Below are 13,568 nucleotides of genomic sequence, written 5' to 3' on the forward strand. Positions count from 1 at the left end.
CATGGCCAAGTTTTTTATCGATCGCCCGATTTTCGCGTGGGTGATCACGCTTTTCATCATCGTGATGGGCCTGGTGTCCATCACGCAGTTGCCGGTTTCGCAATACCCGCCGGTGGCGCCACCGACCGTCGTCATCACCGCCACCTATCCCGGCGCTTCAGCCGAAACGCTGGACCAAAGCGTGCTGTCGGTCATCGAACGCGAGATGAACGGCTCGCCCGGCTTGGCTTATATTGAATCGACCAGTCAGGCGAACGGCACGGGACAGATTTCCATCAGTTTCGAGCCCGGCACCAATCCGGACCTGGCACAGGTTGATGTCCAAAACCGCCTGTCGCGTGCGTCGCCGCGTTTGCCGGCTTCGGTGAACCAGCAGGGCGTGCGGGTTGACAAGGCATCCTCCAACTTTCTGTTGGTGTCAACCATCACCAGCGAGGACCCCAACTACAACGTGTATGACCTCGCGGACTACGTTTCGCGCAACGTGTTGCCCGAGATTCAGCGCGTCAACGGCGTGGGTCAGGCGCAATTGTTTGCCTCCGAGCGCGCCATGCGCATCTGGGTTGATCCTGCCAAGCTGACGGGTTTCAACCTGGCGGCTTCAGACGTCAACGCCGCCATCCAGGCGCAGAACGCACAGGTTGCTTCGGGCAGCATTGGTGAATTGCCGATTGTTGCCGACCAGGCCATCTCGGCAACAGTCATCGTTCCGGGCCAGCTCGCCAGTGTCAAGGAGTTCGGCAACATCGTGCTGCGCGCCAACAGCGACGGCTCCACGGTCCGGCTTAGCGACGTGGCGCGCATCGAGATCGGCATCGAGAGCTACGCCATCACCTCGCGCCTGAACGGCAAGCCGACCGCTGCGATTGGTGTGCAGCTGTCGCCGTCGGGCAACGCGCTGGCCACGGCCAAAGCGGTACGCACCAAGCTGAATCAGTTGCAACCCTTCTTTCCCAAGGGCGTGACGTGGGCAATCCCCTACGACAGCTCGAACTTCGTGTCGATTTCCATCAAGCAGGTGGCACAAACGCTGGTCGAGGCGCTGGTGCTGGTGTTTCTGGTGATGTTCTTGTTCCTGCAGAACTGGCGCTACACCATCATTCCGACGCTGGTGGTGCCGGTGGCGCTGCTGGGCACCTTTGGCGCCTTGCTGGCGATGGGCTTTTCGATCAACGTGCTGACCATGTTTGGCATGGTGCTGGTGATCGGCATCGTGGTGGACGATGCCATCGTCGTCGTTGAAAACGTCGAACGCATCATGAGCGAGGAAGGCCTGCCGCCTTTGCAGGCCACGCGAAAGGCCATGAGCCAGATTTCTGGCGCCGTCATCGGCATGTCGCTGGTGCTGATCACGGTATTCGTGCCGCTGGCTTTTTTCAGCGGCTCGATTGGCAATATCTACCGCCAGTTCGCGGCCACCATGGGCACCGCCATCGCCTTTTCCGCATTCCTGGCGCTGTCGCTGACGCCGGCGCTGTGCGCCACGTTGCTCAAGCCTGTCGAGGCCGGCCATCACCATGAAAAGACGGGCTTTTTCGGTGCCTTCAACCGCCGTTTCTCGCGCACCGCCAAGGGCTACGAAGGCTGGGTGGCGCGCCTGCTCAAGCGCAGCGGCCGCATGGCGGTGGTCTATCTGGCCATCATTGCCGCCGTGGCCGTGGGTTATATGCGGCTGCCGTCGTCCTTCCTGCCCAATGAAGACCAGGGCTACATCATTGTCAGCACACAACTGCCGCCGGGTGCCACGCAGCAGCGCACGCTCGAAGCCATCAAGCAGGTCGAAGCCTACGTACTCAAGCAGCCTGAAGTTCAGAACATCGTGGCGATCCTCGGCTTCAGCTTCACCGGCCGGGGCCAGAACGCTGCGCTGGCCTTCGTGCCGCTGAAAGACTGGTCCGAGCGCAAAGGGCAAGAGCATACGGCCGCCGCCGTGGCGATGCGTGCGTCGATGGAGTTCTCGAAAATCCGCGATGCCAGCATTTTTGCGCTGTCGCCCCCGCCAATTTCCGAGCTGGGCAATGCCACCGGGTTTACCTTCCGCCTGCAAGACCGTAACAACCAGGGCCATGACGCGCTGATGGCCGCGCGTAACCAGTTGCTGGGCATGGCGGCCAAAAATCCGGTGCTGGCTGCAGTTCGTCCGGAAGGACTGGAAGACGCGCCGCAGTTGGCACTGGACATTGACCGTGACAAGGCCAATGCGCTGGGTGTGGGCTATGCCGCGATCAACAGCGCCATTTCCACCTCGCTCGGTTCAAGCTACATCAACGACTTTCCCAACCGCGGACGGCTGCAGCGCGTGGTGGTGCAGGCCGATGCCAGTGCCCGCATGCAGCCTGACGATTTGCTCCGGCTCAACGTCGTCAACAACCAGGGCAAGGCTGTTCCGCTGGCTGCCTTTGCCACCACGCGCTGGACCAGTGGCGCGATGCAGATGGTGCGCTACAACGGTTACCCCGCTGTCAAGATCGCTGGTGATGCAGCGCCCGGCTACAGCACCGGCCAGGCCATGGACGAGATGCAGAAGCTGGCGACGCAGTTGCCTGCCGGCTTTACCTACGAGTGGACCGGCCAGTCGCGCGAGGAAAGGGCGGCCGGCTCGTCGGCGATGATCCTGTATGCCTTTGCCATTTTGGCGGTGTTCCTGGTGCTGTCAGCGCTGTACGAGAGCTGGTCGATTCCGCTGGCCGTGATTCTGGTGGTGCCGCTGGGCGTGCTTGGCGTGGTGGCTGCGGTCTGGCTGCGCGTGTTGCCGAATGACGTTTACTTCCAGATTGGTCTCATCACCATCATCGGCCTGTCGGCCAAGAACGCGATTTTGATCATCGAGTTCGCCAAGGACTTGCAGGCCGAAGGCAAAACGCTGATGGAGGCGGCGCTGGAGGCCGCGCACCTGCGTTTTCGTCCCATCATCATGACCTCGCTGGCCTTCACGCTGGGCGTGGTGCCCTTGTTCATTGCCACTGGCGCGAGCTCGGCCAGCCAGCGCGCCATCGGTACCGGCGTGATCGGCGGCATGATCACCGGTACCGTCCTGGCGGTCATTTTTGTGCCAGTGTTTTTCGTGGTGGTGCGTGGCTTTTTCAAGGGCAGCGCACGGCAGCAAAAGATTTACGCCGACCATGCCAAGGCGGCAGGCAAGGGCGAACAAGAAGGAAAGCCAGCACATGAATAAGACAAGCCTTTTCCAGCGCCTGGCGGTGAGCTCTGCGGTACTGCTGGCTGGCTGCTCGATGATTCCGACCTACGAGCGTCCGGCGGCACCCATCGCCACCGACTGGCCTGCACTGAGCGCCACGGCCGCCGCGTCAGCAGCGATAAACAACGACGTGGCCGCTGCCGACATCGAATGGCAGGCGTTTTTCAGTGACGCCCGTCTGCGCCAGCTGATCGAAGCGGCGCTGCGCAACAACCGCGACCTGCGCGTGGCCGTGCTCAACATTGAGCAGGCCAGGGCGCAGTTCCAGATTCGCCGGGCGGACCAGTTTCCGACGGTGGGCGCTGTAGCGACCGGCTCGCGCCAGCCTGCGGCCAATGAAGGCATTGCCAGCGTCTACACCGCCGGCCTGGCGCTGACGTCGTACGAGTTCGACTTTTTCGGACGCGTCGCCAGCCTGAAGGAAGCCGCACTGGGCCAGTACCTGGCCACCGAGGAAGGGCGCAAGACCACGCAGATCAGCCTGGTTGCGGCGGTTGCCAATACCTACCTCAGCCTGCTGGCCGATGAAGAGCTGATCGGCATCACCCGGCAGACGCTGGCCACGCGCGAGGACTCGTTTCGCCTGAGCCAGCTGCGCTTTGACAATGGCGTCAGTTCGGAGCTGGACGTTCGCCAGTCCGAGTCGCTGATCGAAGCGGCGCGCGTTTCGCTGGCGCAGCTGACGCGCCAGCGCGCGCTGGACCAGAACGCGCTGGTCCTGCTGCTGGGTCAGCCCGCCACCGGCGAGCTGGCCGTGGCACTGCCGGCAGGCAAGGGCCTGGCCGACATGCCGGTGATGGTCGATGTGCCGGCCGGCCTGCCGTCTGACTTGCTGACGCGGCGCCCCGACGTGCGCCAGGCCGAGCAGTTGCTGCTGGCGTCCAACGCCAATATCGGCGCTGCGCGGGCCGCGTTTTTCCCGAAGATTTCGCTGACTGCCAGCGCCGGCAGCGCCAGTTCGCACCTGGGCGATTTGTTCCAGAGCGGCAGCTTTGGCTGGACGCTGGCGCCCCAGCTGTTTTTGCCGATTTTTGACGCCGGCCGCAACCGTGCCGGTCTGGAGTCGGCCAAGGTCCAGCGCGACATTGCCGTGGCGCAGTATGAAAAATCCATCCAGACGGCGTTCCGCGAAGTCGCCGATGCGCTCGCCGGCCGCGCCACGCTGGGCGAGCAGTTGCGCGCACAGCAGGCGCAGGCCGTTGCAGAAGGCGTTCGCTACAAGCTGTCCAACCTGCGCTACCAGAACGGCATTGCCAGCCAGCTCGACCTGCTCGATGCGCAGCGCTCGCTGTTCGCGGCGCAGCAGGCCGTGGTGCAGACCCGGCTGGCGCAACTGCAAAGCCAGGTCACGCTGTACAAGACGCTGGGTGGCGGCTGGAAGGAGCCGGGCGAGGCGGTGCCGGTGGTGAATGCAGCGTTACCGTTCAAACCTTAGGATGAAAAAGGCTGTTTGCGCATATCCAGCAAGCGCAAGCAGCTATTAAATAAAGAGCAAATCGACAGGCGCCGAGAGATTCAGCCAACGCCTGGCGGCCGACTGCAGGGGCTGCGGATCGCCGGTCGTGAACAAGCTGACCCGGCCCGGTGGCGCGTTCGCCGCCCTCAAGAAAGCGGGCAGCCGCCGCCGAGTCTGCCGGGCGACTGCTTCGCCGTTGTCGATCAGACGCACGCCGGGGCCGAGCAGGGCGCGCCACTGATCGCTGGCCAGCGGGTAATGCGTGCAACCCAGCACCAGCGTGTCGATCTGGCCGTTTTCAGTGCCAAAAAGCCCTGCTGCGCTGATGTAGCGGGCACAGAGTGCTATGGTTTCCGCTGTGTCACCGGTTTGCGCGCTGCGCTCGATGGCGTGGGCCAGTCCATCGCAGGGCTGCAAGACGAACGTGGTGTTGGCGGATTGCGATGCCAGCAGTGCCTGGAACTTGGCGCTGCAAAGCGTGCTCCGGGTCGCAAAAACGCCGATGCGCCCGGTGTTGCTGAGCGCCACGGCCGGTTTCAGCGCCGGCTCGACGCCGATCAGCGCCAGCCCCGGATGCTCGGCGCGCAGCCAATGGATTGCGGCAGCCGTGGCCGTGTTGCAGGCCATCACCAGCGCCTTCACGTTGCGCCCGACCAGGTATTGAACAATGGCACGCGAACGCGCCAGCACATGCGCTTCCGTGCGTTCACCGTAGGGCGCGTGGCCACTGTCGGCGATGTAGATAAAGTCCTCGCGCGGCATGTCGGCCCGCAGCGCCTTCAGCACGCTCAGGCCGCCAATGCCGCTGTCGAACACGCCGATGGATTGGCCCCCACGTTCGCTCACTGCGTGTAGCTCGCTGCCCCCCGAGGGGGCCGCTGCGCCTGCGGACTGGCAAAGCCAGATCTGCGGCCCTTGCTTGAAGGGGGGGCCTCACGCATCTCGCTGCGGTTCAAACGCTGGTAACGGCAATGTCCTTGAACTCGTTCATGGCAATGCGTTTTTGCCATTCAGCCGGGCCGGTGATGTGGGCGCTGGTGCCGCCCGAATCCACCGCCACGGTCACAGGCATATCCACCACGTCAAACTCGTAAATCGCTTCCATGCCCAGGTCGGCAAAACCGACGACTTCGGCATGCTTGATGGCCTTGGACACCAGGTAGGCCGCGCCGCCGACCGCCATCAGGTAAGCGCTCTTGTGCTTCTTGATGGCTTCGATGGCGACCGGGCCGCGCTCGGCCTTACCGACCATCGAGATCAGGCCGGTCTGCGCCAGCATCATTTCGGTAAAGCCGTCCATGCGCGTCGCCGTGGTGGGGCCGGCGGGGCCGACGGCTTCGCCCTTGACCGGATCGACCGGGCCGACATAGTAAATCACGCGGTTGGTGAAATCGACCGGCAGTTTTTCTCCCTTGGCCAGCATGTCGGCAATGCGCTTGTGCGCGGCGTCGCGGCCGGTCAGCATCTTGCCGTTGAGCAACAGCGTCTCGCCCGGTTTCCAGCTGGCGACTTCTTCTTTCGTCAGCGTGTTCAGATCAACCTTCTTGCTCTTTTTGTAATCGGGCGTCCAGTTCACGTCAGGCCAGGTGTCGAGTGATGGCGGGGTCAGGTACACCGGGCCGCTGCCGTCCATCACGAAATGGGCGTGGCGCGTGGCGGCGCAGTTCGGGATCATGGCGACCGGCTTGCTGGCCGCGTGCGTCGGGTACATCTTGATCTTCACGTCGAGTACGGTGGTCAGGCCGCCCAGGCCCTGCGCGCCGATGCCCAGGGCGTTGACCTTGTCGAACAGTTCCAGGCGCAGGGCCTCGACCTTGGTCAGCGCTTCGCCGCCGGTCTTGGCGCTGGCGGCCTTGGCCTGCAGCTCGTACATGTCCAGGTCGTCCATCAGGCTTTCCTTGGCCATCAGCACGGCTTTTTCGGCGGTGCCGCCAATGCCGATGCCGAGCATGCCGGGCGGGCACCAGCCGGCGCCCATCGTGGGAACGGTCTTCAAGACCCAGTCCACCACCGAGTCGCCGGGGTTGAGCATGGCCATCTTGCTCTTGTTCTCGGAGCCGCCGCCCTTGGCCGCGACCGTGACTTCAACCGTGTTGCCGGGAACGATCTCGGTGAAGATCACGGCGGGCGTGTTGTCCTTGGTGTTCTTGCGGTCAAACTGCGGATCGGCGACGACGGAGGCGCGCAGCGTGTTGTCGGGGTGGTTGTAGCCTTGCCGCACGCCTTCGTTGATGGCGTCGTCGATGCTGCCGGTGAAGCCGTCCCAGCGCACGTCCATGCCGACTTTCAAAAACAAATTGACGATGCCGGTGTCCTGGCAGATCGGCCGGTGGCCGGTGGCGCTCATCTTGCTGTTGGTCAGGATCTGGGCAATCGCGTCCTTGGCGGCCGGGCTTTGTTCACGTTCGTAGGCGCGCGCCAGGTGGGCGATGTAGTCGGCCGGATGGTAATAGCTGATGTACTGCAGGGCGGCGGCAACGGATTCGATGAGGTCGGCTTGTTTGATGGTGGTCATGGGGCTTTTGTCAGAGTAGAACTGGGATTCGCCAATTATCCCGCACACTGCTGAGCACGCTCTTACAACGCTTCTGCACACACTTACTGCACGCTGTTTACGCTGCTCGCTCTTCTGGTAAAGGTCTGTGAACTGCACAAAATCTGCACAAAACTTGCGCACTTCAGCAGCTACCAAATTTAGTCGTTAGTTTTGCGGTCGAGGTTAACTTCGATATGCTAGGCCATATGGAAAAACGCTACCAAGTATTTGTAAGCTCGACTTATGCCGATTTGCACGTTGAACGTCAAGAGGTTATGCAGGCACTCCTCGAACTCGATTGCATCCCTGCAGGGATGGAACTTTTTCCTGCCGCAAACGAAGATCAATGGACGTTGATCAAGAAAGTCATTGACGACTGTGACTATTACATGGTCATCGTAGCAGGCCGCTATGGTTCAATTGGACCGGACGGCTTAAGCTTCACGGAAATGGAATACAGATATGCCCTAGATATTGGGAAAACGGTACTCGGCTTTGTTCATCGCGAACCCGGTGTGCTTAGTGCAAGTAGATGTGAGGCTACCGATGAAGGAAAGGCTAAGTTAGTCACTTTTCGAGAGTTCGTTCAAAAGAAAATGTGCCGCTTTTAGGATAGCCCACCCGATCTTGGTAGTCAGGTAAGTCGCAGTCTGGTCAAGCTAATCAAAAGTAGCCCAGGCATTGGATGGGTTCGAGGAAATCTTGTTCCAGACGAGGGTGCAACAGAGGAAATTCTCAGTTTGCGTCGGCATATAGAAGAATTGCAGGCTGAACTGCAAGCAACACGCACCACAGGTCCAGCCGGAACATCTGACCTTGCGCAGGGAGAAGATCCATTCGAAGTTCACTTTTCATTTATTGCATCGCCTGATAAGTATTCACACAATGGTAGCGGCTACAGTTCTACAACCACCTTGAACTGGGAAGACATTTTTTCCACCTTATCTCCTCTCATGATCCATGAGGCAACTGAGAGCGATCTGGTGAAAGCACTTAACTCGCTCGTGGGTGATTCCTCCTACGAAAATCTTAAAAAGTCGAAAGGGTTCAGAGAGTTGAATTTGCTGCAATTCAAGATTAATTCTGAAGACTTTCAAACTATCAAGATTCAGCTTCGTGCATTGGGACTTATCACTAGAAGCACCAAAAGCCGAAGCGTCAAAGACACCGCAACTTATTGGACACTTACGCCTTACGGTGACAACGTTATGACGAAGCTCCGAGCAATTAAAAAACCTCAAGCTATCGGCGCGAAAAAAGAATCTTAACGAATTTCTTAAGTTCGCCGCCACAACGGACTATTAAATAATATCCGAATCTGATATGGAAGATGCATACAAAATGCTGATTTTCATTACTGATCTTATTGTGGCAAATGCACGCTGCACAAAATCTTAGAATAAATATCCAACAAATAGATTGATCCCATAGCCACCTGAATGCATCCTCCATCGTATTGTTAACGAATGGAAACGCAATGGCTTTAACGGAACGCAACGGAATCTGGCACTGGCGCAAGATCATTCATGGTCATACGTTTGCACGCAGCACCAAAACAAGCGAGAAAAAGCTCGCCGTACAGATCGCGGCTTTGTGGGAAGCCGAGGCAATAAAAGAAGTGGTGCTAAAGGGAACAAAGCCCGTATCGCTGCATGCGGTCATCAAAGCGTTCCTTGACGCAAGAGCAGGGACTGGTGGCGTTGCAAATGCAAAGGTACATTTAACGCACTTTCTTGCGCTGCCAAATGTCCGCATGAGCGACATAACGCTAGCGCAATTGCAAGGCATTGTTCAGAAACGGCGTAGTGCCGGAACGTCCCACAACACGCTAGTGGTCACTACGAGCTATTGGAATGCGGTCGTAAAGTTCGCCGAAGATCAACAGTGGACAACGGCAGTCAAATTGCCTCGTATGACACCTGACAAAACGCGGCTTCGTTACCTATCTTTTAATGAAGAAGCCGCATTGTTCACAGCCATTGACCCCAATGCGAAATACAGCGGCAAGTGCAAACGAACCGATGAAGCTCGTCAAACGAACACAGATCTTTTGCTTGCGCTTATCCACACGGGGTGCCGCTATCGTGAGGTCGCGCGTATGAACTGGTCACAAGTTGATCTGACGGGTCAAAAGGTTCTGGTGTACCGACAAAAGGGCGGTATTGATAACACTTTGGTCATGAGTGAAAAGCTGTATGCAATGTTGTCGCGGCGTAAAGCGGAAGCCTTGGATGAATGGGTCTTTCCAACAAAGCGCAAACACAACAACAACTATGCATGGTTGCGTGACGCGCTCCAGAGAGCAGGAATTGCAGGCGATGCAGGAAAGATCACGCTGCATAGCGCAAGGCACACGTTTGCGTCGCGCATGTTGAACAGTGGCATGTCACTTGTTGAAGTGCAGGGCTTGCTTGGACACAAAAATATCCAAAGCACAATGATCTACATGCACGTCGAAACCGGGGCAGTTGCTGAAAAAGCAGCACGTGTTCTGAATCAGTCAAGTGCAACATCGTTTGTTGATGCTTCAAATATATATTCATTACGGCACATCCGGTAAATCCATAAATATCGGCAGGAGGGAAAATCCCAATGAGATATCACGAATTTACCGAAGTGCTTGACTCACAGCAGAGAAACATCCAAGCACAGAAAGAACGCGCTAAAGTTCAAATGAAAAATGCAAAACGGGCAAAACAAATGGCTACTGCAGCAGACCTTAGGTTGAAGCAAAAGCGGAGTAATGATGCGCTTTCAAAGATCAACCGCAGCTAGCACTTTAATAAAGTTAACAGCGCATTTATTGCCGAAAACAACCTATGCAATTTAGTGTGTATTGCATGCATCTTGGGAAACCAGAAGGCATGCGGTTTGCGGTAGGTAAATGGTGGATGTACGGATTTTGTACGGGTGTGCAAAATTTATGCATTAAAAGATTAATTAAATTGCTAATTTCTACATTAAATTTGTTTTGATTAAATTTAGTTTTTTAATCAATGAGAAAGTCTCAAATAATTTTCGAATTATTAATTCAGTAGATTAATTGTTTAAATTAATTAACAAACCCGGTAAAAATTCTTTACCACTCTTTATTTCCTTGATGGTATCGGAAAACACGCTAATATCAAGCTGCAATGGGTCGTATTCATTTTTCATATAGCCAAGAGCAAACTCCTGCTCACTCATCAAATGCATGTGATTACGACTATGCTCATAGTAATCGTTATAAGCTTTATGTTGATAGTCATTTTCACGGATTGGCAATATTGCCGTATGGTCAAATCTAAGCAACGGAAATCTTGATTGGAGTACGATGGTAATGTCATTAATCAAGTCTACCGGCAATCTATTTTTGAAATAAAGACAGTCATGAGTAGGGAGAATTGCAATATGGTCCTTCGCTCCCGCTTGTTCAATAAAGCTAGAAATTGCATGGGATTCCATGGCTTGATATATCCATGCAAGTTTTTGGTTCTTGGTCCTTTTCTTCGGCTTCAATGGGTCACTCTTAGGATCATTTGAATGATAAGTTAAGCCGAAAAAAGGAGCTTTATCATCGAAGTGCTTCAAGATAACAGAACGCACTAACTCAATATTTTCTAGGATATGCTTAAAATGTCTGTTGGACATTAACGTGTTGTACTGTGCTTCACTTAACGAAGCTCTGATTGATTTGTATAATGTGTCAACAGTGCTGGCACCAAAACCTAAGCTTGTAAATATTTCCTTAACCCGGTCTTCGCTAATTTTCAGATCAGCTGCGATGTTCTGACGAATAGATTCACGGTATTTTACGTAATCAAAAATTGCAGCTACTTTTATCTTTGGGTCAAACTGCTGTGCTAGTCCCGTCATAAGCGCATAGCTGGCAGCCATAATGTCATATTGATGGCATTTGCCCAGCGCCGCATTGCGAACTTGCTTTGGTAAGCGTTGTAGGCTAAATCCGCTTCCATACACGCGACCGCTATCTGTTTCTTTCCAGTGCTCTGGTATTGTTGCGACATCCCTGTCTATAACGACCAAGTCTAGCAACTGACTGGCAAATAAGAGGTTTCTGATCAATGCTTTTTTGTATTGAATATTAGTGTTTTTATCACACCTTTCTAAGGTCTGCTTTGTCTTCTGGATGAAAGATTTCAGGCTTTCAAGATCGACAGGAACTGAGTAGTTGGTGGCTTGCGTTATCTTTTCCTTATGCCTGGGGTTGAATTTGAAATTCAAACCAATGAGTTGATTTAATACTTGTTGTTCATATTTGGGATTAAATGATATTCTGGAAAGCTTGCTGATATTCCCCAGGAAATCTATATGAATAAGCGATGTACTGGGCTCGCCGTTCATTAGAGGCAGCATCCATTCAGCTTTTCCATTGATTTCAATACGTCCTGCCATTGTTCGCATAGTGGTCAAGGGCAGGGAAATTTGTTCTTGTTCTTCAAACCCGAAGCTTATGATCGAATCGGCAATTGCAGACAACATGACCTTCAGGTAAGCAGCTACGCCCTTCGTAATCTGATAGTCTTTAAGCTGCGGGTATCTGGCTTTAAGATTGCCTTATAAAGCGGTCGATAAGTTATTGTTCATGGTAAATTGATCTTCTTTTAAAATTAACGAACACGAAGTAAGGAAGCCTAGCAAGCACATCATTGCATGTCTTTTCTTTTCGTGTTCTTCGTTTATTGGCTTCTTCCCTTTCTCTTCTACTACGTTGTACACTTTTTGTATTGGCTCGATTGCTGTCGTAACTACAAATCGATATAAGAATGCACAAAGAAAAACCCCACAAAGATGGCGGTCTAAGTGGGGTTTAGGAGATTGGCTGTAAATCAACTAATCGATAAACGATGATAATTTAAACGACCGCCATCGTTATGTCCGTGTATTTAGTATATTTTGCTGGTAACGTGAAATAAAAGCAATATATATTTCGCAACGCATATTTCATCTTTATCATCCTTGCCTTACCGTCTAGCCATGCTTATTACTTTCTGGTTGTGCTGGCTGTTATCTAAATGAGTTTTGTCGTGATAAACGTCAAATTGTTTTTCGACGCGCCGTACGTTCTTCTGCAATCTTCAAAAGCCGGGCTTTTTCTTTTTTCTCCCAAGCGTTCTTGCGCTGAATAGTCTTTGCTAGCTTGGGGTAATTGAAAGCGACTTGCTGAACCAGTTGATCTGTTGGGAACCTACCTCTTGCCGCATTTTCCGCAATTGATTCAAATTTGACCAAAGCACGATAGGTAACTTTGCTCATTGTCAGTCGATTAACTTTTTCGTCTTCGTCCTTTACCTTTCTCGGGGCGTCAGGATCGAGCAACTTTGAATAGGTCGGACTGATGCCAGCCTTCGCGCCAAGACGCCACAGCTCCCAGGTGGGCTTTGCAGCTCGAAACCAAAGAAGTCGAATACCGTTGAACAATACTTTTGCCCGGAGTCTTTCACCCTGCAGTGCAAGCACTGGTTTTGCATGTGTTGGGGCGACACTTTCATGCTCGTCGAGCAAAGCGCTGATTTGACGCAGCACCTCGCTCTTTCGACTACCAAGCGGCACTGCTAGCAAGAGCGCTCCTGGTTGCCCTTCGTCGGGCCTTGAGTCTTCCAGATACTTTGCCAAAGAAGGAATTACATCCGATACCTCCACCTGCTTGCCTCCGGGCAGGATGCTCAGTTTATGGAGGTTCGGCTGGGTGTTTGGATTGCCGAATGCTTTGAGCCCTCGCTCGCGCCACCAATTTCTGTATAGCGTTTGCTGGACATTCCCAAGCAGGTCGAATGTACGACGCACGTCATCAAAGTCGGCAGGAAGCATTGTCGTTTCTTCAACTGAAAGCTCGCCCTGAGCCTCCCTGCTTGCAAGCTCATAACTCGGGCTCAGGCGCAGGAATTCGAAAAACAACTCAAACCCAACATTAGAACTGACGTGCCAGCCCGGTAAGTTGAAGTCGCCAGCGCGAAGGGTCCAAGGTGAAAATCGACTAGACATCAATACTTTCTACAAATAAGAAAGATAGTTTATATGGATATAGGATTAATTGTTGATACTTGGCTTAATAGAGCTTCTCTATACAGCGTTTTCAATCAGCACAACGCTGACCGCTGAATTGCAGAACTAATGAAAGACCAAAATGAACCGATGCGACCTCGAAAATAGTTTCACGATTTCACCTTGCAACTTGGAGTTGGAAGAACATATTGCGCCTGCAATTACGACCGAAAAAGACCTGCACACTTATCTGACCGATCAGCCGACGATCGAAGGCATTGCGGGATTCCTTGCGACATGTGCGTATTCCGGTGAACGTGACCGCTGATTCCGGTAACGTGACCGGCATTCCGGCGAACGTGACCGAGGGTCGGTGTTGCGCGTTTTGATTT

At 54.4% G+C, this 13,568-nt stretch carries 11 protein-coding genes; 6 read left to right on the top strand and 5 right to left on the bottom strand.

What is annotated here, in order from left to right; all coding sequences use genetic code 11:
- The first annotated feature begins 1 nt into the window (after position 1).
- Together GZ092_RS18535 and GZ092_RS18540 are read left to right on the top strand one after the other, a co-directional pair.
- Entirely contained in the window at positions 2-3,175 is a 3,174-nt protein-coding gene (locus GZ092_RS18535; protein WP_293638535.1) for an efflux RND transporter permease subunit, read from the top strand.
- A complete protein-coding gene (locus GZ092_RS18540; protein ID WP_293638537.1) occupies positions 3,168-4,634 on the top strand; it encodes an efflux transporter outer membrane subunit in 1,467 nt (488 codons plus the stop codon). The genes GZ092_RS18535 and GZ092_RS18540 overlap by 8 nt, the downstream gene beginning before the upstream one ends.
- A 45-nt stretch (positions 4,635-4,679) precedes the next feature.
- Here GZ092_RS18540 and murI read toward each other — a convergent pair whose 3' ends face one another.
- On the bottom strand, positions 4,680-5,501 hold the full coding sequence (murI, locus tag GZ092_RS18545) for a glutamate racemase (protein WP_293638539.1): 822 nt from the start codon (positions 5,499-5,501) through the stop codon (positions 4,680-4,682).
- 106 nt (positions 5,502-5,607) lie between these two features.
- Positions 5,608-7,170: a fumarate hydratase gene (locus tag GZ092_RS18550; protein ID WP_293638540.1), complete on the bottom strand. Its 1,563-nt coding sequence runs from the start codon at positions 7,168-7,170 to the stop codon at positions 5,608-5,610.
- Between the two features lie 227 nt (positions 7,171-7,397).
- On the opposite strand from GZ092_RS18550, the gene GZ092_RS18555 reads away from it, so the two are divergent.
- The 4 genes from GZ092_RS18555 (at position 7,398) to GZ092_RS18570 (ending at position 9,966) form a co-directional block, all read left to right on the top strand.
- Complete coding sequence (locus GZ092_RS18555) at positions 7,398-7,802, top strand: DUF4062 domain-containing protein (RefSeq protein ID WP_293638541.1); 405 nt, start codon at positions 7,398-7,400, stop codon at positions 7,800-7,802.
- 129 nt (positions 7,803-7,931) lie between these two features.
- Positions 7,932-8,459, top strand: coding sequence for a hypothetical protein (locus tag GZ092_RS18560; protein ID WP_293638543.1), 528 nt, complete (start codon positions 7,932-7,934; stop codon positions 8,457-8,459).
- A 209-nt stretch (positions 8,460-8,668) separates the two neighbouring features.
- Positions 8,669-9,751: a site-specific integrase gene (locus tag GZ092_RS18565; RefSeq protein ID WP_293638545.1), complete on the top strand. Its 1,083-nt coding sequence runs from the start codon at positions 8,669-8,671 to the stop codon at positions 9,749-9,751.
- Between the two features lie 32 nt (positions 9,752-9,783).
- Positions 9,784-9,966, top strand: a complete 183-nt coding sequence (locus tag GZ092_RS18570; protein ID WP_293638547.1) for a hypothetical protein — start codon at positions 9,784-9,786, stop codon at positions 9,964-9,966.
- 264 nt (positions 9,967-10,230) lie between these two features.
- Here GZ092_RS18570 and GZ092_RS18575 read toward each other — a convergent pair whose 3' ends face one another.
- The 3 genes from GZ092_RS18575 to GZ092_RS18585 all read right to left on the bottom strand — a co-directional run.
- On the bottom strand, positions 10,231-11,670 hold the full coding sequence (locus GZ092_RS18575; protein WP_293638549.1) for a hypothetical protein: 1,440 nt from the start codon (positions 11,668-11,670) through the stop codon (positions 10,231-10,233).
- Between the two features lie 558 nt (positions 11,671-12,228).
- The gene (locus GZ092_RS18580) at positions 12,229-13,176 is read right to left on the bottom strand and encodes a hypothetical protein (protein WP_293638551.1); all 948 of its coding nucleotides are present in this window, start codon (positions 13,174-13,176) and stop codon (positions 12,229-12,231) included.
- 178 nt (positions 13,177-13,354) lie between these two features.
- Positions 13,355-13,568: hypothetical protein (locus GZ092_RS18585; RefSeq protein WP_293638552.1), on the bottom strand; the 214-nt coding region annotated here is incomplete at its 5' end.

It is taken from the genome of Polaromonas sp. (genome assembly GCF_010365105.1).
GTDB lineage: Bacteria > Pseudomonadota > Gammaproteobacteria > Burkholderiales > Burkholderiaceae_C > Polaromonas.